At 58.8% G+C, this 26,082-nt stretch carries 26 protein-coding genes; 14 read left to right on the top strand and 12 right to left on the bottom strand.

Annotated features, from left to right (window positions below):
* Positions 1-326 precede the first annotated feature (326 nt).
* Positions 327-1,841, top strand: a complete 1,515-nt coding sequence (gene dtpA / locus ACORQT_RS11305; RefSeq protein ID WP_033642946.1) for a dipeptide/tripeptide permease DtpA — start codon at positions 327-329, stop codon at positions 1,839-1,841.
* A gap of 75 nt (positions 1,842-1,916) precedes the next feature.
* Here the strand turns inward: dtpA and ACORQT_RS11300 are convergent, their stop codons facing one another.
* Together ACORQT_RS11300 and ACORQT_RS11295 are read right to left on the bottom strand one after the other, a co-directional pair.
* On the bottom strand, positions 1,917-4,010 hold the full coding sequence (locus ACORQT_RS11300; RefSeq protein ID WP_123061655.1) for a prolyl oligopeptidase family serine peptidase: 2,094 nt from the start codon (positions 4,008-4,010) through the stop codon (positions 1,917-1,919).
* 194 nt (positions 4,011-4,204) lie between these two features.
* A complete protein-coding gene (locus ACORQT_RS11295) occupies positions 4,205-4,768 on the bottom strand; it encodes a helix-turn-helix domain-containing protein (protein WP_033642943.1) in 564 nt (187 codons plus the stop codon).
* Positions 4,769-4,883: 115 nt separating this feature from the next.
* On the opposite strand from ACORQT_RS11295, the gene ACORQT_RS11290 reads away from it, so the two are divergent.
* On the top strand, positions 4,884-6,071 hold the full coding sequence (locus tag ACORQT_RS11290; RefSeq protein WP_164058011.1) for a benzoate/H(+) symporter BenE family transporter: 1,188 nt from the start codon (positions 4,884-4,886) through the stop codon (positions 6,069-6,071).
* Positions 6,072-6,171: 100 nt separating this feature from the next.
* Positions 6,172-6,675, top strand: coding sequence for a cupin domain-containing protein (locus ACORQT_RS11285; RefSeq protein ID WP_164058012.1), 504 nt, complete (start codon positions 6,172-6,174; stop codon positions 6,673-6,675).
* On the opposite strand, the gene ACORQT_RS11280 is transcribed toward ACORQT_RS11285, so the two are convergent.
* A complete protein-coding gene (locus ACORQT_RS11280) occupies positions 6,640-7,494 on the bottom strand; it encodes an aminoglycoside phosphotransferase family protein (protein ID WP_033642940.1) in 855 nt (284 codons plus the stop codon). The genes ACORQT_RS11285 and ACORQT_RS11280 overlap by 36 nt on opposite strands.
* A gap of 181 nt (positions 7,495-7,675) precedes the next feature.
* Between ACORQT_RS11280 and ACORQT_RS11275 the strand changes: the two genes are divergently transcribed.
* Entirely contained in the window at positions 7,676-8,056 is a 381-nt protein-coding gene (locus tag ACORQT_RS11275; RefSeq protein WP_033644265.1) for a RidA family protein, read from the top strand.
* Positions 8,057-8,063: 7 nt separating this feature from the next.
* Here the strand turns inward: ACORQT_RS11275 and ACORQT_RS11270 are convergent, their stop codons facing one another.
* On the bottom strand, positions 8,064-8,444 hold the full coding sequence (locus ACORQT_RS11270) for a nuclear transport factor 2 family protein (protein WP_033642939.1): 381 nt from the start codon (positions 8,442-8,444) through the stop codon (positions 8,064-8,066).
* Between the two features lie 276 nt (positions 8,445-8,720).
* Between ACORQT_RS11270 and ACORQT_RS11265 the strand changes: the two genes are divergently transcribed.
* Positions 8,721-8,990 (top strand): hypothetical protein, encoded by a 270-nt coding sequence (locus ACORQT_RS11265; protein ID WP_033642938.1) that lies wholly within the window; start codon positions 8,721-8,723, stop codon positions 8,988-8,990.
* On the opposite strand, the gene ACORQT_RS11260 is transcribed toward ACORQT_RS11265, so the two are convergent.
* Positions 8,987-9,379 carry a nuclear transport factor 2 family protein gene (locus tag ACORQT_RS11260; protein ID WP_033642937.1) on the bottom strand — a complete coding sequence of 131 codons (393 nt, stop codon included), beginning with the start codon at positions 9,377-9,379 and terminating at the stop codon, positions 8,987-8,989. The two genes, ACORQT_RS11265 and ACORQT_RS11260, sit on opposite strands and share 4 nt — an antisense overlap.
* A 200-nt stretch (positions 9,380-9,579) precedes the next feature.
* Between ACORQT_RS11260 and ACORQT_RS11255 the strand changes: the two genes are divergently transcribed.
* The 4 genes from ACORQT_RS11255 to gstA all read left to right on the top strand — a co-directional run bounded on the left by ACORQT_RS11255 (position 9,580) and on the right by gstA (position 12,579).
* Positions 9,580-10,275, top strand: a complete 696-nt coding sequence (locus ACORQT_RS11255; RefSeq protein WP_080376477.1) for an HD domain-containing protein — start codon at positions 9,580-9,582, stop codon at positions 10,273-10,275.
* Positions 10,276-10,370: 95 nt separating this feature from the next.
* The gene (locus ACORQT_RS11250) at positions 10,371-10,634 is read left to right on the top strand and encodes a DUF3811 domain-containing protein (RefSeq protein WP_033642935.1); all 264 of its coding nucleotides are present in this window, start codon (positions 10,371-10,373) and stop codon (positions 10,632-10,634) included.
* 362 nt (positions 10,635-10,996) lie between these two features.
* Positions 10,997-11,881: a 4-hydroxy-tetrahydrodipicolinate synthase gene (dapA, locus tag ACORQT_RS11245; protein WP_042784387.1), complete on the top strand. Its 885-nt coding sequence runs from the start codon at positions 10,997-10,999 to the stop codon at positions 11,879-11,881.
* Positions 11,882-11,973: 92 nt separating this feature from the next.
* Positions 11,974-12,579, top strand: a complete 606-nt coding sequence (gstA, locus tag ACORQT_RS11240; RefSeq protein ID WP_025302671.1) for a glutathione transferase GstA — start codon at positions 11,974-11,976, stop codon at positions 12,577-12,579.
* Positions 12,580-12,618: 39 nt separating this feature from the next.
* Here the strand turns inward: gstA and pdxY are convergent, their stop codons facing one another.
* Positions 12,619-13,479 carry a pyridoxal kinase PdxY gene (gene pdxY / locus ACORQT_RS11235; RefSeq protein ID WP_047575974.1) on the bottom strand — a complete coding sequence of 287 codons (861 nt, stop codon included), beginning with the start codon at positions 13,477-13,479 and terminating at the stop codon, positions 12,619-12,621.
* A 298-nt stretch (positions 13,480-13,777) separates the two neighbouring features.
* Here pdxY and ACORQT_RS11230 point away from each other — a divergent pair, with 298 nt between their 5' ends.
* Positions 13,778-16,966 carry a hypothetical protein gene (locus ACORQT_RS11230; RefSeq protein ID WP_444859406.1) on the top strand — a complete coding sequence of 1,063 codons (3,189 nt, stop codon included), beginning with the start codon at positions 13,778-13,780 and terminating at the stop codon, positions 16,964-16,966.
* Between the two features lie 70 nt (positions 16,967-17,036).
* Here the strand turns inward: ACORQT_RS11230 and tyrS are convergent, their stop codons facing one another.
* The 4 genes from tyrS to anmK all read right to left on the bottom strand — a co-directional run bounded on the left by tyrS (position 17,037) and on the right by anmK (position 20,662).
* Positions 17,037-18,311 carry a tyrosine--tRNA ligase gene (gene tyrS / locus ACORQT_RS11225; protein WP_033642931.1) on the bottom strand — a complete coding sequence of 425 codons (1,275 nt, stop codon included), beginning with the start codon at positions 18,309-18,311 and terminating at the stop codon, positions 17,037-17,039.
* 139 nt (positions 18,312-18,450) lie between these two features.
* Positions 18,451-19,104, bottom strand: a complete 654-nt coding sequence (gene pdxH / locus ACORQT_RS11220) for a pyridoxamine 5'-phosphate oxidase (RefSeq protein ID WP_033642930.1) — start codon at positions 19,102-19,104, stop codon at positions 18,451-18,453.
* Positions 19,105-19,192: 88 nt separating this feature from the next.
* On the bottom strand, positions 19,193-19,495 hold the full coding sequence (locus ACORQT_RS11215) for an MliC family protein (protein ID WP_004931294.1): 303 nt from the start codon (positions 19,493-19,495) through the stop codon (positions 19,193-19,195).
* A gap of 45 nt (positions 19,496-19,540) precedes the next feature.
* Positions 19,541-20,662, bottom strand: a complete 1,122-nt coding sequence (gene anmK, locus ACORQT_RS11210) for an anhydro-N-acetylmuramic acid kinase (RefSeq protein ID WP_444859405.1) — start codon at positions 20,660-20,662, stop codon at positions 19,541-19,543.
* Positions 20,663-21,013: 351 nt separating this feature from the next.
* Between anmK and ACORQT_RS11205 the strand changes: the two genes are divergently transcribed.
* Positions 21,014-21,478, top strand: coding sequence for a glycine zipper 2TM domain-containing protein (locus ACORQT_RS11205; protein WP_025159710.1), 465 nt, complete (start codon positions 21,014-21,016; stop codon positions 21,476-21,478).
* A 92-nt stretch (positions 21,479-21,570) separates the two neighbouring features.
* Here the strand turns inward: ACORQT_RS11205 and slyA are convergent, their stop codons facing one another.
* Positions 21,571-22,002, bottom strand: a complete 432-nt coding sequence (gene slyA / locus ACORQT_RS11200) for a transcriptional regulator SlyA (protein ID WP_004931301.1) — start codon at positions 22,000-22,002, stop codon at positions 21,571-21,573.
* Between the two features lie 180 nt (positions 22,003-22,182).
* Here slyA and ACORQT_RS11195 point away from each other — a divergent pair, with 180 nt between their 5' ends.
* Genes ACORQT_RS11195 through ACORQT_RS11185 form a run of 3 tightly spaced genes read left to right on the top strand, consistent with a single transcriptional unit; the run spans position 22,183 to position 25,320 of the window.
* Entirely contained in the window at positions 22,183-22,419 is a 237-nt protein-coding gene (locus ACORQT_RS11195; protein ID WP_025159708.1) for a DUF1656 domain-containing protein, read from the top strand.
* Between the two features lie 3 nt (positions 22,420-22,422).
* Positions 22,423-23,286, top strand: coding sequence for an efflux RND transporter periplasmic adaptor subunit (locus ACORQT_RS11190; protein WP_015377735.1), 864 nt, complete (start codon positions 22,423-22,425; stop codon positions 23,284-23,286).
* Positions 23,287-23,289: 3 nt separating this feature from the next.
* Positions 23,290-25,320 (top strand): FUSC family protein, encoded by a 2,031-nt coding sequence (locus tag ACORQT_RS11185; RefSeq protein ID WP_033642928.1) that lies wholly within the window; start codon positions 23,290-23,292, stop codon positions 25,318-25,320.
* Here the strand turns inward: ACORQT_RS11185 and sodC are convergent, their stop codons facing one another.
* Positions 25,321-25,842, bottom strand: a complete 522-nt coding sequence (gene sodC, locus ACORQT_RS11180) for a superoxide dismutase family protein (protein WP_089191678.1) — start codon at positions 25,840-25,842, stop codon at positions 25,321-25,323.
* Between the last annotated feature and the right edge of the window lie 240 nt (positions 25,843-26,082).

The raw sequence follows: 26,082 nt of genomic DNA, 5'->3' as shown, positions 1-26,082 counted from the left end.
ATAACCTCACGTACACTGATGCGCTAAAAAATAGCAATTCAGCAGAATATATCCCTGTTTAAAATTCGTATAGCTTTTAATCAAAACAAAAAATCGATAAACCACTAAAAGCCCAAAGTTAATACTGCATAACATTTGCAACATCGCGGCATAATCCTGCCGGCGTTAAATGTAACCGAATATGACAAACTGCTTGCCACGTTGACAAAGATAGTGAACATTAACCGCCGTCCCCATCCTATAACAACGCAAAAGGATGCCGTTCCGCATCAACTTTTGTACTTTCCCGTCCCCTAAAGACGGGCTGCGAAAAAACAGAGGTACCAGTGTCAACAGCAAACAACCAACACCAGGAGAGCGTGAGCCTTAACGCGTTCAAACAACCGAAAGCATTCTATCTGATCTTCTCGATCGAACTGTGGGAGCGCTTCGGCTATTACGGCCTGCAAGGCATCATGGCGGTTTATCTGGTCAAGATGCTCGGTCTGAGCGAAGCCGACTCCATCACCCTGTTCTCTTCTTTCAGCGCCCTGGTATACGGCTTCGTCGCCATTGGCGGCTGGCTGGGCGACAAGGTGCTGGGCGCCAAACGCGTGATCGTGCTCGGCGCGCTGGTGCTGGCCGCCGGTTACGCCATGGTGGCCTACTCCGGCCACGATATCTTCTGGGTCTACCTGGGCATGGCGACCATCGCCGTGGGCAGCGGCCTGTTCAAGGCTAACCCGTCCTCCCTGCTCTCCACCTGCTATGAGAAAGACGACCCGCGTATCGACGGCGCCTTCACCATGTACTACATGTCGGTGAACATCGGTTCCTTCTTCTCCATGCTGGCTACCCCGTGGCTGGCGGCGAAGTACGGCTGGAGCGTGGCGTTCTCCCTGAGCGTGGTCGGCATGCTGATCACCCTGGTCAACTTTATGATGTGCCACAAGTGGGTGAAGAAAAACGGCTCCAGGCCTGACTTCAAGCCGCTGCATCTGCCGAAACTGCTGATGGTGCTGGTCGGCATCGTGGCGCTGGTCGCCGTGTCCAGCTGGCTGCTGCACAACCAGGTGATCGCGCGCTGGGCGCTGGCCTTCATCTCCGCCGGGATCGTGATCGTGTTCGCCAAGGAAGCCTTCGCCCTGCATGGCGCCGCACGCCGTAAAATGATCGTCGCCTTCCTGCTGATGCTGGAAGCGGTGGTGTTCTTCGTGCTGTACAGCCAGATGCCGACGTCGCTGAACTTCTTCGCCATCCACAACGTGGAGCACAGCATCTTCGGCGTCGCCTTCGAGCCGGAGCAGTACCAGGCGCTGAACCCGTTCTGGATCATGCTCGCCAGCCCGATTCTGGCCGCGTTGTATAACAAGATGGGCGATCGCCTGCCGATGCCGCACAAGTTCGCTTTCGGCATGATCCTGTGTTCCTGCGCCTTCCTGGTGCTGCCATGGGGCGCCAGCTTCGCCAACGAACAGGGTATCGTGTCGGTCAACTGGCTGATCCTGAGCTACGCGCTGCAGAGCATCGGCGAGCTGATGATTTCCGGTCTGGGTCTGGCGATGGTGGCGCAGCTGGTGCCGCAGCGTCTGATGGGCTTCATCATGGGTTCCTGGTTCCTGACCACCGCCGCCGCGGCGCTGATCGCCGGTAAAGTCGCCGGTCTGACCGCCGTCCCCAGCGACATCAACGACGCGCACGCTTCGCTGGCCATCTACAGCCATGTGTTTATGCAAATCGGCATCGCCACCGCCGTCATCGCCATCCTGATGATGCTGACCGCGCCGAAACTGTACCGCATGACGCTGGACACCAGCGAAGACCTGAATCAGAAAGCGCAGGAAGCCACGGCGGCTCACTGATCGCCGACGGATTGAGCGTAAATAGAAACGCCGGGGTTAACCCCCGGCGTTTTTTTATGCCCGCAAGAAACGTGTTTACGCTGGCTTGCGCTTGCCGCTCAGGTTGGCCCACATGAATTCGCTCACCAGCGCGCTGTGGAACGCCGCCTGTTGCTTGTCGGCGGCGGCGCTGTGCCCACCCTCGGTATTTTCGTAGAAGTAAGCCTGCTGATACCCCATCGCCTGCATGCGCGCCGCCATTTTGCGCGCGTGGGCCGGGTTGACCCGATCGTCGCTGGTGGCGGTATAGAACAACACCGGCGGATAGGCCGTTTTCGCCTGAATATTGTGGTACGGCGAGAAGGTTTTGATATAGGCCCACTGCTCCGGCTTGCTCGGATCGCCGTATTCCGCGATCCACGACGCGCCGGCGGAGAGTTGGGTATAGCGCTGCATGTCCAACAGCGGCACTTCGCAGACGATGCAGCCGAACAGCTGCGGATACAGCGTCAGCATATTGCCTACCAGCAGGCCGCCATTGCTGCCGCCGCGCGCGCCGAGATGCGGCGCGGAAGTCACCTTGCGCGCGAACAGGTCTTCGGCCACGGCGGCGAAATCCTCATAGGCGCGATGACGATTCTGCTTGAGCGCCGCCTGATGCCAGGCCGGACCATATTCACCGCCGCCCCGAATGTTGGCCACCACGTATACCCCGCCGCGCTCCAGCCAGGCCGGCGCCTTGCCGCCCAGATAGCCCGGCAGCAGCGGCACTTCAAACCCGCCGTAGCCGTACAGCAGCGTCGGCGTGCTGCCGTCCAGCTTGAGATCTTTGGCGGCGATCTGGAAATACGGCACGCGGGTGCCGTCCTTGGAGCGCGCGAAATGCTGGCTGACCTGATAGCCGGCGGCGTCAAAGTCCTGCGGCGCCTGTTTCAGCAGCGTCGCTTCCCCGCCGTCGAGGTTGCCCATATACAGCGAGGTCGGCTGCAGGAACCCGCTGACCGTCAGGAAATAGGCGTTGCTCTCGTCGTCGATGCCGCCGGCGGAAAGGGTGCTGATGGCGCCGGGGTTGCCCAGCGGGCGACGTTGCCAGCTGCCGCCCTGCGGCGTCAGCACTTCCAGTCGGTTGACCACGTTATCCATGATGCTGAGGATCAGGTGATCGCGCGTGCCGCTGTAGCCGCTCAGCGCCTGCTCCGCCGTCGGGGTAAACAGCGGCTGCAGCTCGCGCTTGCCCGCCAGATAGTCGTCGAAATTGGCCGCCAACAGCGAGCCGGACGGATAGCGCTTGCCGCCCACGTCCCAATCGCTGCTCGGCTTGATCAGCAGCCATTCCCGATGCGTATCCAGCTCGGCGTCGGCGGGGATGTCGATTTTTTTCTGCCGGCCGTCCTGAGTCAGCAAGAAATAGTCGCGGCGGTAGAAGTCCAGGCTGCGGCCGACGAAATCGCGCTCAAAGCCCGGCGTGCGGTCGTGATAGGCGAAGACCGCCATGTCCTCGGGCTGCGCTTCGTACAGCGTTTCGGCGGCGCTCAGCGGCGTGCCGCGCCGCCAGCGTTTGGCGATGCGCGCGTAGCCGGACTGGGTCATCGAGCCGGGGCCGAAATCGGTGGCGATGAACAGCGTGTCCCGATCGACCCAGGAAACCCGGCTTTTCGCCACCGGTACGTTAAAGCCGTCTTTGACGAAGCGTTTGGCCACCAGATCGAATTCGCGGATTTCGGTGGCGTCTCCGCCGTCCGGCGACAGCTGCATCAGGCAATAACGGTATTCCGGCGCCAGCGGTTGAGAGCCCTGATAAACCCAATCTTTGCCCTCCGCCTTGCCCAGCGCATCGATATCCAGCACCGTCTCCCAGGCCGGTTTGGCCTTGCGGTACTCATCCAGCGTGGCGCGTCGCAGCAGGCCACGCGGGTTGGCCTGATCCTGCCAGAAGTTGTAATAGTACTCGCCGCGTTTGCTCACCCACGGGATCTGGGTGTCTTTATTGAGGATATCCAGGACTTCGCGCTCAATGCGCTGAAAGTCTTCGCCCTGGCCGAAACGCGCCACGGTACGCTGATTTTCCTGCTGCACCCATTGCAGCGCTTTTTTACCCTGCAGCTCTTCCAGCCACAGGAATTCATCGCCGGCGGCCGCGCCGCCCTCCGCCGCCATCGCCAGGCGGATACTGTTGGGTAATGAAGTCATCGCGAATACGGCTCCTGCGGTTTGCGCACTGAGTTTAATAAACTGACGTCGATTGGTGACCGGCAAAATCAAGCTCCTTTTGAGTCGGCTGCAACGCCGCCTCGTCATGGGCGACAGCCTGTGGAATAAGAGTCATTTTCAACAAGGTAGGCGTTTGGCGGCGCGGAGTCAAAGCCCGCGGCCGCCGCGTTGAGTCAGGATTGAGGATAGTGGATCAGATCGTGAATGCGCACCGTGTGTGAACCGGCGTTGCGGTAGGCATGCGGCCGATCGGCCTGAAAGCGCATCGCCTCGCCGGCCGCCAGGCTGTGCCACTCGCCGTCTATCGCCAATTCCAACCGGCCGCTGATCACGATCACATGCTCAATCACGCCCGGCTCATGCGGCGACGATTCGCTGAGCGCGCCCGGCGCGAGATCGATGACGAACATGTCGAAACCCAGCTGGCGATCGTAGGGAAACAGCGGCACCACGCGCATATCGGCGTTGTCCTGATCGTACACCGGCAGTTCGCCGTAGCGGTGCAGCGTCGCCTGCTGCTGCGCGGGCGACGCCTCAAGAAAGGCGGAGAACGCCACGTTGAAACCGGTGGCGATCTTCCACAGCGTCGCCACCGTCGGGCTGGATTCGCCGCGCTCAATCTGCCCGAGCATCGCTTTGCTGACGCCGGTGTATTCCGCCGCCTGCGTCAGGCTCCAGCCGCGCTGCGCGCGCAGCGTGCGAAGGGTGTGCGCCAAATGGCCGGCAAGTTCCTGCATCCTGTTCTCCTCTGCTTATCGCGCTCGATTATACTCGCTTGTGCGCTATAGCGCACGGTGCTATGCTGATTTCTTACCGTGCGTTATAACGCACAATTATCGATTGGAGCTGCTCATGCGCCCTGCCGTCACCCTGCGTCACCTGACTCTGCCTGCCGTCATGGCCGGCTTTGTCGCCGTTCTGGTCGGCTACACCAGCTCTGCCGCCATCATTTTCCAGGCCGCCGCCGCTGCTGGCGCCACGCCGGCGCAGATCGGCGGCTGGCTGAGCACGCTTGGGATCGCGATGGGCGTCACCTCGCTGGGGCTTTCGCTGTACTATCGCACCCCGATCCTTACCGCGTGGTCGACGCCAGGAGCGGCGCTGCTGGTCACCAGCCTGCCCGGCACGCCGATCAATGAGGCGATCGGGGTGTTCATCTTCGCGTCGGGCCTGATCCTGCTTTGCGGCGTCACCGGGCTGTTCGCCCGCCTGATGGATTATATTCCGCAGGCGATTTCTGCCGCGATGTTGGCGGGGATCCTGCTGCGTTTCGGGCTGGACGCCTTCGCTTCGCTGCAGCTCAATTTCCTCCTCAGCGCCGGTATGGGGCTGGCCTATCTGCTCAGCCGCCGTTACCTGCCGCGCTACGCCATCGTACTGACACTGGTGATTGGGCTGGCGATCGCCGCGCTACAGGGCGATATCCATCTGGCGCAACAGGCGCCGGCGGTCGCCGTGCCGGAATTTATCGCGCCGCATTTCAGCTGGCCGACGCTGCTCGGCATCGGCGTGCCCTTCTTCGTGGTCACCATGGCTTCACAGAACGCCCCCGGGATCGCTACGCTGCAGGCGGCGGGCTACCGTGTTCCCACCTCACCGCTGATCGCCTGGACGGCGCTGACCGCGCTGCTGCTGGCGCCATTCGGCGGTTTCTCGGTATGCATCGCCGCCATTACCGCCGCGATTTGCATGGGGCCGGACGTGCATCCCGATCCACAGCGGCGCTATATGGGCGCGGTGGCCGCCGGCGGCTTCTATTTGTTGGCCGGGTTGTTCGGCGGCGCCATCGGCCTGCTGTTCAGCGCGTTGCCGGTCGCCTTGATCCACACCATCGCCGGGCTGGCGCTGCTCGGCACCATCGGCGGCAGCCTGCAACGCGCGCTGCATGATGAAAAACAGCGCGACGCGGCGCTGATCGCCTTCCTCATCACCGCCTCCGGCGTCACGTTGCTCGGCATCGGTTCGGCATTCTGGGGCATTGTCGGCGGCGCCATCGCGCATCTGCTGCTGTCGCTGCCGCGGCGAAACACCGTGACGTAAGGGGCGGTCTACATTGACAAGCGGCGCCGTGGCGCCTTCACTTTCTCTGTCGTCTGAATGTCAATTCACATAATAAGTGACGCCGTCACCAAGGAACCTTATGACCGAGAAAGCCGCGCTGTTGGCCCAGCGCTTGATACGCAATGTCGAACAGGTAGAGATGAAGCATGACCGGCGGCCGCCGCTGTATGACAGCGTCGGCGCTCGTCTCGGCACCGGCACCGCCGCCGACAAGCTGGGCGCCTCCTTCGATTGTGTGGCGCCGGGCATGCGTTCCTGCCCCTATCATTTTCACTACGCTCAGGAGGAAATGTTCATCATTCTGGAAGGCAGCGGAACGCTGCGGGTAGCCGGAGAAATGCTGCCGATCGTCAGCGGAGATGTCATTTTCATTCCGCCTGGCCCGGAATACCCGCACCAGATCATCAACACCTCCGATGCGCCGCTGAAGTATCTGTCCGTCAGCACGCGCGAACAGCCGGAAGTGGTGATCTATCCGGATTCAGGCAAATACCAGGCGATGGCGCGCGGCAATGACGGCGAGCAGGTGCGTTATCTGCAGCGCCCTTCAGCCTCGCTCGATTACTGGCAGGATGAACCCTGAATCGCCGTCCGGCAATGTGAGATCCAGCGCGCGCGCCGCCAGTTCAGCGACGCGAAAATCGATGTCCGCCGCCTGCCCGTCTTCCATGAACCAGGCGGCGGAAAGCCCCGACCAGGCCAGGATCCATTGCAGCAAACGCCGGCGATCCAGCCCGGCCAACCGGCACACCTGTTCCACGCGGCGATGGAAAATGGCCGGATCGGTGGCGACGCCGTAGTTAGGATTGCAGAAGATGTTGGCGTAATCGAAGCCTCGTTCACCGTACAAACGCTTGGGATCGATCGCCAGCCAACCGCGTGCGCCAAAGTCCAGCACATTGTCATGGTGGATATCCCCGTGCAACACGCTTTCTTCTCGCGGGCTGCTCAACAGCTCCGCCGCCGCCGTGGCGCTGAGACGCAGCATGCCGCCGTGCGCCTGGGCCGCCGGCCACAGCGAGCTGAACCACTCCTGCAACGGGATAAGCTCAGGCAACGGCGCCGCCCTCGGCGCATGCAAGGCGGCGATCGCCCGGCACAGGATCTGCGTGGCTTGTTCATCGTCGCCGTCACGCACCAGCTGCGCCAACGACCCTTCGCCCTGCGCGCGCTCCAGCAAAATGCCGTCGTCGTGCCACGCCAGCACCTGCGCGGCGCCTTCTCCACGCCACCAGCACATCAGCTGCCCGCCGAAGCGCTCCTCCTGCTCGCGGGCGATCTTCAGCATGGCCGCCGCGCCCCGGTAACGCACCGGCATCAACAGACTGCTGTGGGTTTCGAAGGCTTTGCCGTCCTGCTCCAGCCGCCAGCGCTGCAGGTAAGGCGTAAAAAGCGGGTTCATCGTCTCTGCGTCCTTGTTGCCGATCTGCGCCGCACTGTCACATTCGCGTGAGAGACGGCGTATAACATAAAGGGGGATGATTCTCTCAGATATCATCGGCGTGCGGCGCTTTGCCGCGTTTTCTCCAGTATCCTAACCAAGTTTGTCGATTTTATTAACCGGTCTTGCGCGGGGTTTGACCATGACATCATTAAAACGCATTAATTATCCGCAATTGCCTACGCCGGGTGGCCCTTATGTGCACGCCGTGCGCCACGGCGACCGCCTGTACGTATCGGGCTTGACGGCCTTCGCCACCGACGCTCAGGGCTTAAGCGCGCCGCAGCAAACGCAGGAGATCCTCGAGCAATTGGCGACCATCGCCGCCAGCGAAGGCGTCAATCTCAAAGCCTTAATTAAAATCAGCGTGTTCCTGACCGACATCGCCGATCTGGCGAGCGTGCGCCCGGTGCTGTTTGACTATTTCGACGGCGCGCTGCCGGCCTGTTCTTTGATGGCGGTCAGCGCGTTGTTCTCACCCGCAGTGTGCGTGGAAATTGAGGCGGTGATGGCGTTGCAATAATGCGCGGCTAGAGCGCGCCTTCGTCCGGCACGCAGGGGCCGATCTTGAACCAGGCTTTGGCGATCCGCCCCTGTTCCACTTCGTAAATGGCGATGACATCCATTTTGCCGCGCCCCTGCGGGAAGTTGCGCGTCACCACCTCCTGATCGACCACCATATTCCCCACCGCCATGCGTTTTATTCGTTCGCCGTACAGGCTCGGCTCGCGAAAGCGCGCCAGATGCCGTTCGCGGATCGCCGCCTTGCCGCTGGCCAGCAGCGTGTCGGGGTGTTCGTAATACTGCGCGTCATCCGCCCAACAGGCCATAAAGGCCTCGATATCGCGGGCGTTATAGGCGTCAAGCTGTTGTTGAACCACATCCTGCGGGCGTGCCGTCTTATCGTTCATCATGTTCTCCTGCCGAAGTTAACCGCCGCATGCGTCGAACCCATCACGTTAACCGCCCAGTGCTACGGCTTGATGACACAGCGCTGATTGAATAAAAACCCATAAATAGCGAATAAATAACCTATCACACCCGATAAACAATACCAGCGTCTGCGCATAAATTTTCAGCGTGCCACGGGGAACGCTGAAAACCGCCTGACGGCGTGCGTTAATCTTTGCGGCAGTTGGCAGGATTCTGCTAATTTAGCGTGAACAGCCTGATGATAACGAAACGCTATGCAGCAAAAACCGGTGTTGGACGAAGCCAGACAGTTAAAACGACTCAACGCCGCCACGCGGCGCCAATCCCATATGTACAAATGGATCGCGCTGATTGCTGCGCTGGATGCGCTGTTGGTGTTTTGGTATGACCGGGATATGCGCAACGTCACCTTCTCGGGAGCGGTTGCGCTGGTGTGCGGCTATTTGTGGATCCGCGATCGCAACAAGGCTCGGGGTTACCGGCGCGAGTTTGATCGCAAATTCGGCAAGCACAGCGGCGATTAAGGCTGCATCGCTTCCAGCACTTTAGCGCTGTCGACAATCTGCACGAACTTCACGATCTTGCCGGCGCGCACCGTATAAATATGCGCAAAGGAGGCGCTGAAGGCTTTGCCGGTGGCCCGGTAAGTGCCGTGATAAAAACCCTGAGCAATCACGTTGTCGCCGGCGTCGTAAAAGTGATCGACATCGGCGCGGTAACCTTGCCATTCGCTGCCCAAACGCTGATGCACGTTCTTGATGATATTCTCCGGGCCGATATAGGTACCGGCGTAAGGGAAACCGGCGGCTTCGGTCCACTCGGCATCGGGGGCCAGCGCCGCCAGCAGATTACGGCCGTTTTCTTCGGAACTGCCTTCGTAAGTCGCGCGCACTATCTCAAGAGGGGTTGGCATGTCTCTTCTCCCATGGCTGATAAGGATATTCCGACCATCTCCGCGGACACAGGCTCTCACCAGGCGGAGACGGCGGAATGCGGCTATTCTAGGTTGCTTGTTTCGCTGCAAAAACCGCAGTTGTGACAATAGTAGGTTGCACTTTAGTAAACAATAGTCGTCTTCTGTCATTCTCTCGACCTCCGACGCGGCTATGCTGATTGCCCGATTTCCCCCAACAGGAGCTGAACGTGTCTTTACCCTCGCTAACGCAAGAGCTGTTACAGCCGTTTTCCCCCTACCAGACGCTGGCGCAAACGCTGCTGCCGCTCACCCTCGAATCGGACGATGGCTCGCACGATGTGGCGCACCTACACCGAGTCTGGAAGAACTGCCGCCGCATCAGCAAGCTGGAAGGCGGCGACCGGCGCATTCTCTGCGCGGCGGTGCTGCTACATGACGCCGTGGCGGTGGAAAAGAATTCGCCGCAGCGTCACCTGGCTTCGCGCATGGCGGCGCAGCAAGCCACGCTGACGCTGACCCGGCTTGAATGGTCGCCGGCGGACATCGCGGCGGTGGCCCACGCTATCGAAGCACACAGTTTTTCCGCCGGCATCCCTCCGCAAACGCTGGAAGCGAAGATCCTGCAGGACGCCGATCGTCTCGACGCCATTGGCCTGATTGGCGTAGCCCGCTGCTTCTATATCGGCGGCCGCATGCGCAGCGCGCTGTATGACGCTGCGGATCCGCGGGCCGAACATCGTCAATACGATGACAAGCGTTTCAGCCTGGATCACTTCGAAACCAAGCTCTTCAAGCTGCAAGACGGCTTCCAGACCGCCGCCGGGCGACAGATGGCCGAGCAGCGCACCGAACGCATGCGGCGCTTTGTCGACGATCTGCTGGAAGAGGTGTAACCTGGGCTTACGGGGCATTTTCGTTATGCCCATAACATTTTCGGTCACATAACGCCGTTAAACTGAAAGCCAACTTCACCGAATGGGCGGCAAAGATGAAAAAGTTGACGTTGAAAGAGATGACGGAAAGCGAGCAACGGGAAGTCAAAACCGAGCTGGACAAAGCGCGTAAAAGCCACGGCCGGCCGCTGACCAACGCCGAACAGCACAAGGTCAAAGATGAAGTGGTGGCGCGCATCATGGCCGCCAGAGCGAAGCTCGCCAAGGCAGAGCGCGCGGAACGCAAGGCCAACCGCTACCGGCCAAGCGGCGACACCTTCAGCTGGTCCGCCACCATCGGTACCCGCCCGCCGCGCTGAATCAGCCAAACAATCCCCGCCGCCGCGGGGATTGTCGTTTATTAGCCAAACTCATCTGCCCTCACCCATCATGAATAACAATGTTATCAATCTGTTGTAAATTGACAGCCTGATGAAGAATATTCATTATCACCCCCACATCCTCTTTTCACGAGACTGCCATGGCCTATCCGCGCAACGTTAATACACCGATTCTCCCGGCGTTGCCCGTTGGCGGTTTGGCGGCGGTTACATCAAAGAAACAGACGCTCATTTGACCGGGGCGAGCTGTCCCGTCAGATGAGCTGACTGGATGGCCTGCAATGCCCCGCCTTCAATTTTCTCATCTGGCTTCTCTGTCGTTCACACAGAAGGAATATTTTATGGCCTCATTTTCGGGTATTTGGGTAGCGATGGTTACCCCTTTCAATCAAGATGCCGTCGATCTGCCGGCGGTTAAACGCCTGGCGCGGCACCTGCTCGACGCCGGCATCGACGGTCTGGTGGTCTGCGGCTCTACCGGTGAAGCCGCCGCGCTAAGCAAGGAAGAACAGCTGGCGGTGCTCGACGCCGTGCTGGAGGTGGCGCCCGCCCATCAGGTGGTGATGGGCCTTTCCGGCAATAACATGGCCGCCACGCTGCAGATGCAGCAGGCCATTCAGCTGCGCGACATCGCCGGCGTGCTGATCCCGGCGCCTTACTACATCCGCCCTTCGCAATGCGGCCTGATAGACTATTTCACCCAGTTGGCCGACGCCTCCACCGTGCCGGTGATCCTGTACAACATTCCGCAGCGCACCGGCATCGCCATGGAGCTGGCCACGCTGCGCCGGCTCGCACGTCACCCGCGCATCACCGCCATCAAGGATTGCGGCGGCAACCCTGACGCCACCATGGCGCTGATCGCCGACGGCGAAATCGATGTGATGACCGGGGAAGACAATCTGATCCTCACCACGCTGTGCCTCGGCGGCACCGGCGCCATCTCCGCCGCCGCGCATGTTCACCCGGAACGTTTCGTCCAGCTGGTGCAGCAAGTCGCCGCCGGCGATCTGGCCGCGGCGCGCAGCAACTTCTATGAGCTGTTGCCGATGATCCACCAGATGTTCAGCTTCCCGAATCCGGCGCCGGTCAAGACCGTGCTGGCCCAACAGGGGCTGATCGCCAACGAACTGCGCTCGCCGATGCAGGTGGCGCCGCAGGCGCTGCAGCAGCAGATCGCCGCGACGCTGGCGCAGCTGCAGCCCGCCGAGGCGATCGTCGGTTAAATTTGTTAGCTAAGCCGCTGTAATTTTGGCGCTGTGGGACTACGATGAGAGGTTAAGCATGCCCGTCATTCGTCATCAACAAGGAGCTTCCGATGAAACTGTTCTATAAAGCCGGCGCCTGTTCGCTGTCCCCGCATATCGTGCTGCGTGAGGCAGGGCTGGATTTTACGGCGGAGAAGGTCGATCTGGCGCAGAAGAAAACCGAGAGCGGCGCCGATTACCTCGCCATCAACCCCAAGGGACAGGTACCGGCGCTGCTGCTGGATGACGGCAGCCTGCTGACTGAAGGCGTGGCGATCGTGCAATACCTGGCGGACCGCGTGCCGGACCGCAACCTGATCCCGGCGGCGGGCACCCTGTCGCGCTACCACGCGATCGAATGGCTGAACTACATCGCCACCGAGCTGCACAAAGGGTTCAGCCCGCTGTTCAACCCGAAGACGCCCGAGGAATATAAAACCATCGCGCGCGCCAGGCTGGAGCAGCAGTTCAGCTATCTGGATTCGGTGCTGGCGAAGCAGCACTTCCTGTTGGGAAGCCGTTTCAGCGTGGCCGACGCCTACCTGTTCACCGTGCTGCGCTGGGCATTCGCCCTGCAGTTCGATGTGCGCAAGCACGCCCATCTGGCGGCCTGGTTCGATCGCGTTGCGGCGCGCCCGGCGGTAGATGCGGCGCTGAACGCCGAAGGATTGAAGTAAGGTTCAGCCCCGGCGGCTCTCGCCGGGGCCCGATGCCGCTTACAGTTTTACCGCTCTGAACTCGCTGCGCGGCTGCACGATCCGATCCTGCGCCGCCACCACCTGCAATTCATACTCGCCCATCGCCTGCGTGGTCAGCATCACCTCATACACGGCGGCGGTCACGTGCTCCAGCGCTTTATCCAGCGCCTCGCCCTTCAGCAGATCCACCAGCAGCAGACCACTGGTCAAATCGCCGACGCCGACCGGCTGACGCGCCCCGAAGTCCACCAGCGGCCGGCTGATGTGCCAGGCTTCGTCCGCCGTCACCAGCAGCATTTCGAAACAGTCGGTGTGATAGCCGGCACGGGCCAGGTGCTTGACCAGCACCAATCGCGGCCCCTTGGCGATCAGCGAACGAGCGGCCTGCACCGCGTCGTCCACGTTGGCGACGGCCATCTGGCTCAGCATTTCCAGCTCCAGCAGGTTCGGCGCCACCATGTCGCTGCACGGCAACGCCTGACGGCAGTGAAACTCGGCCACCCCCGGCGCCACGATGCAGCCCTTTTCCGGATGTCCCATCACCGGATCGCAGAAATACCAGGCATTCGGATTCGCCTGCTTAACCTGACGCACGATCGCCAGAATATGGTCGCCCTGCTCCGGCGAACCGATATAACCGCTCAGCACCGCATCACAGCGCTTCAGTTGATCGATATTGGCGATGCCCTGCGCGATCTCGGTCAGGTGGCTGGCCGGCATGACGCAGCCGGTCCACTGACCGTATTGCGTATGGTTGGAGAACTGCACCGTGTTCAGCGGCCAGACGTTGACGCCCATGCGGCGCATCGGAAACTCCGCCGCACTGTTGCCGGCGTGACCAAACACCACGTGCGACTGGATAGAAAGAATGTTTTTCATCGGAACAACTGACCTCGCCATGCCGTGTGCATCAGCCCGCGGCGAAATGAAAATGGGTGCATAACGCGAAAACGTCATGCCGGCGCTGTTAAAAACAAGAAATGAGAGGAATTTTTATGCTTTCGACGGCGGCGTATTGTAGCGAAAAGTCCGATTCAAAAAAAGCCGAGAACCGCCATGCAAGGCCTCTGCGACCTGAAAATCCGGGATCTTCCCACGGCCGCTGAATTGCATTTCGACGACGATAGACTTTACTTACTTGCCAATGTTGCTTTTTCACGACGCCATGGAGAATGCCATGAGTTTATTAAAACTACAGCAAGACGTTGCCATTCTATTCTACGCCACGCTGGGCAAAAAAGCCGACGATAACGCCCTGATCTATTTCGCTAAACAACTTGAAAAAGGCACTTATAACCAAAGCGAACTTGCGAATCTCTTCATTCTCTCTGCGGATGGCCGGCATCGCTATGATAACCTGAGCACCGCCGACCAGGTGAAGTACCTCTATCACAACGCCAGCGGCATTTCCCCCGGCCCAGACACTGTGGCGCAGTGGGTAAAACAGCTCGATGCCGGCAAATCGCTCGGTCAGTTGACGCAAGAACTCATCACCCAGCTCAGCGATTATGCCGGGTCGGATCAAACAATCCTGACGCAACAGCAACACGTTGAGAACACCATAGCGACCACACTCTATCCCGCTTTTGTGCTGGCAGCAGAACATGCACCGGCGGCAGCGGACATTCAGGGTATTTATTACGTACTCGGCAGCGTGATTAATGCCACAGCGGTAAATTACTGGGGCAGTGTCCTCGCCGCCGGCCACCAAACCGCCGCACAGATAGCGACCTATTTCACCACCGTCAAAACCGATATCAAGTCGCTTGGCAATGAAGACTTCGTGAAGAAAATATTTTTTGAAGCGTTCGGCAACCAGGCCGGCGCAGACGAGGTGCAGAAGTACGCAGCGGGCTTGAACGTCGGCAGTGAAACCCGTGGCGAAGTCATTATGCGTGTGATAACGGATATTCGAGCAGACACCGACACTCAGCATGAAACGGCCAAAAGTCATTTTCTGGCCGCCACCCATGTCTATGCACCCGGCGAGCGCCCCGATTTGCACTATGGTGAAACCGTGATGTCCTTTTACCTGACGGTGGCCGGCGTTTCCGCAGACGCGACCGCACTCGATACCTTTAGCCGTTCGCTCGCCAGCGGGATGTCTTCCGCCGAGCTGTTGAAAATGCTGGCCAACGCCCACCAATTCCAGGGAGCGGACAACTACGAGCAAATCTACGCTTCGCTGTATCACGAAAATCTGAGCCCGACGCTGTCCCAAGCCTTGTTGCAGAAGGCCGGCAACGATAGATATCAAGCCAGCGCGTTGATTATCGAGTCATTCCGCCAGGGGATTTCCCCAGTCGACGGCGCGCATGAACCTCATCCGGCAGATGTCGCCGCCTATCAACTCAGCATCGCCCAAGCGCTGAATTACAAACCCTTCGCCGAATTATCGCTCTCCACCGACGGCGTATTAAGCGGCGCGGTGAACACCGGCAATCAACATTCGTTAAGCCCGGTGGAGCTGGCCGTTCTGACGCATGTCTTTCTTAATGTGAATGCCTCGGTCGCCGTTGATTTCAGCCAGTCAACCAAATTGCAAGAAGTGACCTTGCAGGGGAATATGCCCACTGACGCCACTGCCCTCAACTCATTAAAAAATAAGGGATTCGCCTTGCGGCTCAATCTGGACGATAACCCTTACTTCAAAATGACTGACAAGATTGCATTTGGTACTGAACGTGATGCGGTAATGATTTCCGATAAATTCGATCTCGCTAATGCCAAAATGGATCTTCTTTTCGGCGCAGGGGGTGCCAGCCTGCTCTGGAATGGCAATGGCGTAAACCACGGAGCCAACAGGGTAAGCACGGCCTTCACCGCACAGAACGCTTTTGATGCGGATGGCGTCGTTTCCGCCAACCTGATCTTGAAGGATATTTATCTGACCTCGACGGCAAGCGGCGACACTGAAGGCGTAATCAAAACGAATATCAACCAGTTTCAATTCTTTCCTCAGATCGATCTTGCGGGTTATCGCGGCACGGGAAATATTTATCTTGATGGAAAATGGATCGCGACAGAAGGCGCAAACATTTTCGATTATGGTGTAATCAATCAAACAGCCAGTATTTACAACAACAGCGTCCCAACTGTGGCCCATTTACAACAGGCACCCCATGCCCAGAAAAGCGGCGACGGGTATTACTGGACGGGTAGCCAGGGATTAACACTTTCCGGTTTCGCTGATAATGTGCATGTTATCAACCTGCCCGTCTTCAACACGCTGCCTTTTCTCACCATTAACGGCAATGCAGGGGCACAAAGCAAACTTCATCTGGAATTGGCGCCGCTTGCCGCACCACCGAACGATATCTTCGGGCCTTGGGGCGTCAGTATCGGCAACCGCGCCATCGAGCACCTGGATGCCGGGACATTGAGCTTCACCAGCCATTTCCTCGGGCGGCAATTGCCGGAAGAGCTCCGATTATATGCCAACGGTTCGAAATTCGCTTCAGTCTCTCTGGCAGGCGAAAACGCGATTGAAACGATACGCATAGGCGGCATAAGCAAATTGCAGGTGACGGTAAAAGCAGACTTTGGCAATAGCCTAAAAAGTATTGTTATCGAACCGACATTCAATCCCGGCAATGAAGTCATTCCACGCGTCGAAACGGATTTGATAATGGAAAAAGGCGGTAGCGGCGGCGGTGAGTTCTATAAGCTACTCACTTCGCTGAAGCATCACAGCGCCTTCGACAGCGTCATTGAGGCATTAGCCGGTGAACAACTCACCATCGCCTATACCAACAGCCAGACGTTAACGCTTAAAGGTAACACCACGCTGGATCCATTGGTCATGACCAATGAGTTTGCGCACGACAGCAAAATCAACTTTGAGCGCAGTACCATCGAGGACATGGTCACCATCAATACCCTCACCCCTACGGATACCCTCACCGTCGGCGATCCGAATCATCCTTGGGTATTCAACGCCAAGTCATCAGGCGAGATCGTCATTTACGGTGAACTGAGCCAAACGGAACAGGTCAACGCGTTGTTTGACTCACTGGCTGTCAGCCCCAGCGATTCCGCGCAGGACATATTTAACCAGGCCCTGACGAAAATAACGCATGGCAACGGTGAAGCCCTATTGCAAAGCGTCGGTGTGGTTAAGCTAGGTAATAATGCTTATATTATTATTGACAATAATAACAACCAAAAACTTGATTCTCAGGATATTATTTTCTCGCTAGGCAATAAAGACATCCACGATATCACGACCCATCTTCATTATCATGTGGTGTTCTCGATCGGCAATCAGGATCCCTATCTGGCCGCCGTCTCTCTGCACTACCATGCGCCGGCCGTCACCGTGAACGGTCTTGCGGCCGAAAATTCGCCGTCGGAGGCGTTTGCCTAATCTTCATCCGCGCCATGCGAAAAAAAGCCCGGGGAGATCCCCGGGCTTTTCATGTCATGTAGCCTGACGCTTACTGCCAGTCCACCAGGCAGTAGTGTTTCTTGCCGCGGCGCAGCAGCGTGTAACGGCCAAACAGACGGTCCGCATCGCTGAAGCGGTATTCGGCATCCGACTGTTTCTCGCCGTTGATGGTCACCGCGTTGGAACCGATCATGGTGCGCGCCTGGCCACGTGACGGCACCAGTTCGGCATTCACCAGCGCCTGCTGCAGATCGGCGTCGCGCTCAAGTTTGATGGTCGGCATGCCGTCCTGCGCCAGCTGGGCGAAGTCCGCTTCGGTCATGTCATGCAGCGCGCCGGAGAACAGGCTCTGGGTGATGCGCTTGGCGGCCGCCAGGCCTTCCGCACCGTGCACCATGCCGGTCACTTCTTCCGCCAGCACGTACTGGGCGCGCGGCGCCTTGCCGCTGTTCTTGTCTTCTTCTTCCAGCGCGTTGATCTCTTCCAGGCTCATGAAGGTGAAGAACTTCAGGAAGCGGTAAACGTCGGCATCGGCGGTGTTGATCCAGAACTGGTAGAACTTGTACGGGCTGGTTTTTTCCGGCGCCAGCCAGACCGCGCCGCCTTCGGTTTTACCGAACTTGGTGCCGTCTGCCTTGGTGATCAATGGCACGGTCAGGCCGAACACCTGCTTCTGATGCTGACGACGCGTCAGATCGATACCCGAGGTGATGTTGCCCCACTGATCGGAACCGCCGATCTGCAGCTCCACCTGGTGGCGGTTGTACAGCTCGGAGAAATCGAAGCCCTGCAGCAGGTTGTAGGAGAACTCGGTGAAGGAGATGCCGGAGTCGTCGCGATTCAGGCGCTGCTTGACCGCTTCCTTGTTGATCATCTGGTTGACGGAGAAGTGCTTGCCGATATCACGCAGGAAGGTCAGCACGTTCATGCCGCCGAACCAGTCGTAGTTGTTGGCCGCGATAGCGCTGTTGCTGCCGCAGTCGAAATCGAGGAACGGGGAAACCTGTTTGCGGATCTTCTCCACCCACTCGTTCACCGTATCGGTGGTGTTCAGCTTGCGCTCCGCCGCTTTGAAGCTCGGATCGCCGATCAGGCCGGTGGCGCCGCCCACCAGCGCTACCGGTTTGTGGCCGGCCAGCTGGAAGCGCTTCAGGCACAACAGAGGAACCAGATGGCCCAAATGCAAGCTGTCAGCGGTCGGATCGAAACCGCAATACAGTGCAATTGGCCCTTGCGCCAGTCGCTCCGCTAACGCTTCCTCATCCGTAACCTGGGCAACGAGGCCCCGCTCTTGCAGTTGTTTAATCAAGTTGCTGCTTGCCATCAATGACTCCATGTATAAACGAATGCACCTTTGCCGGTACACGGCCTTTCGCCCAGTGGCGAAATAAAAATTCAGGGTAGCGCATAGAATAAAGCGCCGGCGGCGTCAGCACCAGCGCTTAGAGGGGGATTTTACGTCTTCAAGGTGCCAGTCGGTCAATTTTCCAGTCATTCCCGTCCCGCTGATACAGGAAACGGTCATGCAGGCGGTGGGCGCCGCCCTGCCAGAACTCGACGGAGTCAAATTTCACGCGGAATCCGCCCCAGAAACTCGGCAACGGCACCTCGCCCTGCTGGAACTTCTGCTTCAGCTCGAGGAATTTGCTTTCCAGCACGCCGCGCGCGGAAATGCGTGACGACTGCTGCGACACCCAGGCGCCAATTTGGCTGTCCTTCGGCCGGCTATGGAAATACTTCAGCACTTCGAGGGTCGACAGGCGCTCCGCCTGACCGAGGAAAATCACCTGACGATCGAGCATGTGCCAGGGGAACAGCAGGCTGATATGCGGGTTTTGCGCCAACTGCTGCGCCTTGCGGCTGCCGAGGTTGGTGTAAAACACCAACCCCTGCTCATCGAAATGCTTGAGCAGCACGATGCGCTGATACGGCTGGCCGCGTTCGTCGACGGTGGCGACGCACATGGCGGTCGGATCGGCCAGGCGCGCGTCGCAGGCCTGTTTCAGCCAACGCTCGAACAGCTCGAGCGGATTGGCGGTCAGATCGTTGCGGCGCAGGCCGCCTCGGGTATATTCACGGCGCAGGTCCGCAACATCAAACTCATTCTTTTCAATCATCTGGGTTATCGACCAACTGAAAAATCCGTCGTTACATTCTGCGCCTGCGGCGCCAGGAACTCAATCGCTCCGACGCCGCCGCTGACCGTCACTCCGTCAACACGCAGTCGCTCATGACTACCTTGCCGTTGCGCTCAAGATAGGCATTGCGGTCTTTCGACCAAAAAGTGTATTTGCCGTCGCTGTATTTGGCGCCGGTCAACGCCAACACCTGCTTGAGATGCAGCTGTTCGCCATCCATCAGCAGGCTGACTTCGCTCGCCTTGCCGTCGAGCGCCACCGTCAACGGCGTGGTGCCGCACTGGTAGTGCATTGTCTGGCTGCTCTGCGGCAGGATGTAGCTGCAGCCGGACAGCGCCAGCGCGCCGGCGACGAAAATGACTTTTTTCATGCTGTTGCTCCTTAGAAAAATCCTTCACAGGCTATCCTAACAGAGCTAGCGCCCCCCGAATGGCAAAACCGGATAAATCCCACCCAGCACCGTTTCACGGCTGGCGCCGGTCACCGAAGGCAGGTTGCCGGCCTGGCCGGACAGCGTGCGAAACGCCAGCCAGGCGAAGGCCAACGCCTCCATGTCGTCGCCGCTGACGCCGCACTCGTCGGTCAGGCCGACCTCGGTGCCCGGCAGCAGCGCCGACAGGCGCGCCATCAGCAGCGTGTTGCGCGCCCCGCCGCCGCAGACCAGCAGGCGCTCACACCCGCCGGCCAGCTGCACCTGTTCGCTGATGCTGACGGCGGTCAGCTCCGTCAACGTGGCCTGCACGTCGACCGGCGCAATCGCCGGTAATCCGGCCAACTGACGCTCCAGCCAGGCGATGTTGAAATACTCGCGGCCGGTGCTTTTCGGCGCAGGCAGCGCGAAGTAAGTGTCCGCCAGCATCTGCTGCAACAGCGGCAAACAGACGCGCCCCTGCATGGCCCAGCCGCCGTCCTGATCGTAAGGTTGCGCGCGGTGGCGCCAGATCCAGGCGTCCATCAGCATGTTGCCCGGCCCGGTGTCGAAACCGCGCACCGGCGCACCGGGCAACAGCAGAGAGAGGTTGGCGATGCCGCCGATGTTCAGCACCATACGCCGCTCGACGGGATGCCCCAGCAGCGCCTGATGAAACGCCGGCACCAGCGGCGCGCCCTGCCCGCCGTAAGCCATGTCGCGCCGGCGGAAATCGCCGACGGTGGTGATATTGGTCAGTGCGGCGATGCGGTTATTGTCGCCGAGCTGCATGGAGAAACGCGCATCACCTTCCGGTTCGTGCCATACCGTCTGGCCGTGGCAGCCGATGGCGGTGATATGATCCGCGTCGATGCCGGTTTGCTTCAGCAGGCCGAGCACCGCCTCGCCAAACAGCGTGCCCAGCTGTGCGTCCAACCGGCCGACGGCGGCCAGCGTGGTTTGCTGCCCCTGGCACATCCCCAGGATCTCTTTTTTCAGCGCGATCGGCATCGGATGGCTATAGCTGGCCTGCTGCGCCACCATGCGATCGTCAATCGCGGCCAATACCACATCGATTCCGTCCAGACTGGTGCCGGACATGACGCCTATATAGCGGCCTGACTTCATAGCAACATCCTCTAACCCGCACGGTAAGCAAATTTTATCCTGACAAATAAACCAGAATTGACGAATTAACGCCATGAATTATGATGCTTTTTTTACGCGCCGTGAGCCAGGTGCGTCGCTGTGGCACATTTTATGTGTTAAACCGTGCGTTAACCGGCAACGGAATGTCGGTGAGGCTGTCATAAAGGTAAACCGCGGTTTATTATTGGTTGAACAGAGAAAAGTTAAGCTGCGTGCAGCGATGAGGCATGGCGCTGTATCAACTTTCAGCCATACTTTGTCTATCATTTTCACTGAATCTTGCCTGGTGAGCATTGCCAGGTTATGGACTACTACCATCAGGAGTTTTATATGATCAAGCGTCTTCTCGTCGTTGCCGTCGCCGCCGTTACGTTGGCTGGGTGTGCCAATGAATCCATGTCCGGCGATGTCTACTCGTCCTCGCAGGCCAAGCAGGTGCAGAACGTCACTTACGGGACGCTGGTTTCCGTGCGTCCGGTTAAAATTCAGGGCGGCGAAGGCTCCAACGCCTTGGGGATGATCGGCGGCGCGGTAATTGGTGGGCTGTTGGGCAACACCGTTGGCGGCGGCACCGGCCGTACGCTGGCTACCGCGGCGGGCGCTATCGCCGGCGGCGCGGCGGGCAACAGCATCGGTGAAGTGGCCGGTCGTACCTCAGGCTACGAGCTGGAAATCAAAACCGACCAGAAAGAGAACATCGTCGTGGTGCAGAAAGCAGGCGACACCAAGTTCAGCCCGGGTCAGCGCGTGCGCATGGCGCGCATGGGCGACACCATCACCGTCTCTCCGCTGTAAGTCAGCAGGCGGCACACGGCAAACCGGAGGCAATCGCCTCCGGTTTTATTTCTGATGCTGTGAAACTGTAATCGTAGAAAATAAGAATATTATTATTTGTTCTGCAGTTCGGTGATATTTTGTTCTAACTTGCCAATCAGCCCTACCAACAGATGCACTTCGTCGGCGGTAATGCCGCTTAAAATCTCACTGCGCGTAGATGTGATCACACTGTCGACTTCCCTGATGATCGGATCGGCCGCTTCGGTCAGCTTGATGCGCTTCGCGCGGCGATCGTTGGCACAGGTGTGACGCGTGATAAGCCCCTTCTCCTCCAGTTGGTCCAGCGTGCGAACCAGTGACGGTTGCTCGATACCGATCGCCTTGGCCAGCTGGATTTGCGACTGCTCCGGCGGCAAGCGATTGATATTGTGCAACGTAACCCAATGCGTTTGGGTCAGCTCCAACGGCTTGAGCCGATGATCGATGAGCGCTCGCCAAACACGAACCAATCGTGCTAAATCTGAACCTAATGTTGACTCCACTTACCCCTCCTTATAATTAGCATGCTAACATTACCTCCCAGAGCTTAGACTATTTTGGGTAACTCACATTAAAAACACAAATGTATATAATGTATATTGTGGAAATAACCACTATTTTTAGCCGCTATTGTTTAATCGTTATGCAAATATTCAACATATTCACCCGTAGGGATTGTTAATGTGAATACATCATGGTTACACGCCTCATCGCCCTTACCCGATTTGGTCCTGGGGGCATCGCTTTATTTTCCACCCATATTTAAAGCTTTTTTGCTAGGACTGGTCTTATGGTTGCTGATTCATCAGCTGCTCAGGGACTGGATGTATTCCGGTGAAATCTGGCACCCCATGTTGATGGACCTGTCCATTTTCGTCCTGACCGTCAGCGGTTCCTTATGGATTTTAGCGAGTTGGTAACCCATGCAGCATAAAACATTAAAATACTTTTCTACGGTGATCGTCTGCGCCATTGCCGTCTGCGCCGGTTGGTGGCTCTGGAATTATTATATGCAATCCCCATGGACCCGTGACGGAAAAGTGCGCGCAGAACTCGTCAATATCACCCCTGAGGTTTCTGGAAGATTAGAGAAAATAAGTGCGAATGACAATCAATTCGTACCTGCGGGAAGTCTGATTTTTACCCTCGACCCGGTGCCTTATCAGATCGCGCTGGACAATGCCGAGGCCGCGGTGGCAAAAGCGCAATCGGATCTGGCCAAGGCGGACCATGAAGCCGCCCGACGCCGCGGGTTGCCGCGCAACGTTATTTCCGCTGAAGATTTGGATGAGTCCAATTTAGCCGCTCAGGCAATGAAGGCCGCCTATAAAGCCGCCCTGGCCAACCTGGAACAGGCCAAATGGAATTTGAGCAAAACTAAAATTTACGCGCCGACCGACGGTTATATCACCAATCTGCAGGCGCGGGTCGGGAACTACGCCAACGCCGGCACGCCTTTGGTCGCACTGGTGGATGTCCATTCGTTTTATGTACTCGGTTATTTCGAAGAAACCAAGCTGAAACATATAAAAGAAGGCAATAAAGCCGATATTGTCTTATATAACGGCAACACCCCGCTGCAGGGGGAAGTAGAGAGTATCGGCCGCGCCATTTACGATCAGAGCGTTGACAGCAACAACGATCTATTAATGGATGTTAAGCCCAATGTTCCCTGGGTGCGTTTGGCTCAGCGCGTGCCGGTGCGGATAAAATTGCTCAACGTGCCCGCCGATTTGACGCTGGTTGCCGGCACCACCTGCACCATTTCGATTCATCAGCGGAACTAAAGTGTGAACCTGCCCTTTCTGGAGTGGAGCCGTACCCCCTGGGGTAAGGCGACCGGCGGCCAATGGCGCTATGCGCTGCGCAACTCGCTGGCGATGTGTCTGGCGCTGTGGGTGGCGTTCGTGCTCGAGCTCGACGAACCCTATTGGGCGCTCACCTCCGCCGCGGTGGTCAGCTTCCCCACCATCGGCGGCGTGATCAGCAAAAGCATCGGCCGCATCTTCGGCAGCCTGGTGGGCGCCGCCGCCTCGGTGGCGATCGCCGGCCACTGCCTGAACGATCCCTGGCTGTTCACGCTGTTCATCGCCGCCTGGATCGGGCTATGCACCTATATCTCCAACCATTATCAAAACAACGTTTCCTACGCGTTCGCGCTGGCGGGCTATACCGCCGCCATCATCGCCTTCGGTACGGTCAACGTCACCGATACCCAGCAGATCTTCGATATCGCCCAGGCGCGGGTTTGCGAAGTGATCACCGGCATTCTGTGCGGCGGGCTGATGATGATGATCCTGCCCAGCACCTCCGACGGCGAAGCCTTGCTGACTTCGCTGCGGCGCATGCAGCAGCGGCTGCTGGAGCACGCCGCCATGCTGTGGCAGCCGGAGGTCACCGCGCAGATGCGCACCTCGCACGAAGGGGTCATCGGCCAGATCCTGACCATGAACCTGCTGCGCATTCAGGCGTTTTGGAGCCACTACCGCCTGCGGCGGCAAAATAACCTGCTCAACTATCTGCTGCACCAGCAGCTGCGCATTACCAGCGTCATTTCCAGCCTGCGCCGCATGCTGCTGAACTGGCCGGATCGTCCCGCCAATCTGATGCCGGTGCTGACGCAACTGCTGGATGAATTGCGCGATCCCGCCACCGATAAATATCGCTTGGCGCGCCTGCTCCAGCAGATCGCCCCGCAAGATGCAGCGGACTACCGCCATCGCGCCTTCTGGCTGCGTTTGCGTGATTTCTGCTGGCTTTACCTGCGCTGCAACCGCTGGCTGCAGCGATTGGAAAGCGCCACGGCGGTCAGCGATCTCCAGCCGCCGCGCGTCACCTCGCTGGCGCGCCATACCGACAGCTACGAAGCCGCCTATAACGGCCTGCGCACCTTTTTATGCATCGTGATCGGCTGCGCCTACTGGATCAACACGCAGTGGGACGCCGGCAGCGCGGCGCTGACGCTCACCGCCATCAGCTGCGTGCTCTACTCCTCCACGCCTTCGCCGATCAACAGCGTCAGCACCTTGCTCAAGGCGGTGCTGCTGCTCTCGGTCGCCTGCTTCGTGGTGAAATTCGGTTTGATGATCCAGATTGATGATTTCTGGGTGTTCTGCGCCTTCCTGTTCCCGATCCTGGTGACCATGCAGATGCTCAAACTGCAGAATCCGCCTTATGCCGCGCTTTGGGGGCAGCTGATCGTCTTTATGGGCTCATTTCTGACCGTCAGCAATCCGCCGAGCTATGACTACCAGTCCTTTATCAATGACAACATCGGTAAAATTGTCGGTGTGCTGCTGGCCGGGCTGGCGTTTCAGATCCTGCGCCCCAGCTCGGACAAGCGAAAGAGCCGCCGTATTATCCGCGCGCTGCGCCGCGACTTTATCGATCAGTTGAGCAAAAAGCCGCAGCAGAGCGAAAGCCAGTTTGAATCGCTGATCTACCATCGCATCAGCCAGCTCAATCAAAGTCAGGATCAGGAGGCGCGCACCTGGTTGCTGCGCTGGGGCGTGGTGCTGCTCAACTGCAGCCATATCGTCTGGCAGCTGCGCGACTGGCAAACCCGCTCAGATCCGCTGTCGGCGGTGCGCAACGTCTGTATCCACTGCCTGCGCGGCATCATGACGGAGAAAGGCGTGCAGCACAGTTCGCTGGACGCCACGCTGCAAGAACTGTTGCGCATGAGCAACGCCCTGGCGCACCACCCGGAACAGGCGGCGCGCGATCTGGCCGGCCTGATTTGGCGGCTCTACTGCTCGCTGCAGCAACTGCAACAGGCCATTGGCCAGCCCGCCGCCACTGCGGCCGTCAGCGGCGGATGATCACTTGATCACGCCGCAGGCGAAGCGCTCACCGCCGCCGCCGAGCGGCAGCGGATGATCCGAGTGATTATCGCCGCCGGCGTGCACCATCAGCGCCTTGCCCTCAATTTCACTGATTTTTTTCAGCCGCGGCGCCAACACCGGGTCGTTCGCCATGCCGTCGGCGGTCACATAGATGGCCGGCAAATCGCCCAGATGCCCGTCGGCATACGGCCCGAGGTGTTTCCCGGTTTTTTGCGGATCAAAATGCCCGCCGGCCGCCAGCGCCGCCACCGCCTTACCGTCCTTCATGCCCGGCTCGCAGCTGCCTTTCTCATGCACATGGAAACCGTGCACCCCGGCCGGCAAGGCTTTCAGGCTCGGCGTGAACAGTAAGCCGTAAGGCGTTTCGCTGATGGCCACTTTGCCGATATCCTGACCGATGCCCTGCCCGGTCACCAAGTTCATCTCAACGTCGACCGTCGCCGCCTGAGCGGCCCCGCAGACCATCAGGCCAAGCGCCGCATACCAATAACGTTTCATCAATCAGTCTCCTTAATGACTATATCGAGTTATCAGTATAGGAGAGCCAGCGCCAGCACTGTTAACCAACGCACAATCTCGCCAATTTGATTCGCGGGCCTAATATTTAGCACCAATAATAATTCTACCGATGTTGGTCCTCTGACCAGCTGTCGTTCGGCTAACGTTGTTTCCCTGTTTCCACCGCCGACGCGCGAGAGTTCACTTCCCGGCCAGGCGGCATACTTCATAAGGAACTGA

The organism is Serratia sp. (in: enterobacteria) (assembly GCF_052400455.1).
Taxonomy (GTDB): Bacteria; Pseudomonadota; Gammaproteobacteria; order Enterobacterales; family Enterobacteriaceae; genus Serratia; species Serratia ureilytica.
The sequence above is the reverse complement of the archived record's forward strand: the minus strand, read 5'-3'. Positions and strand labels throughout refer to the sequence as shown.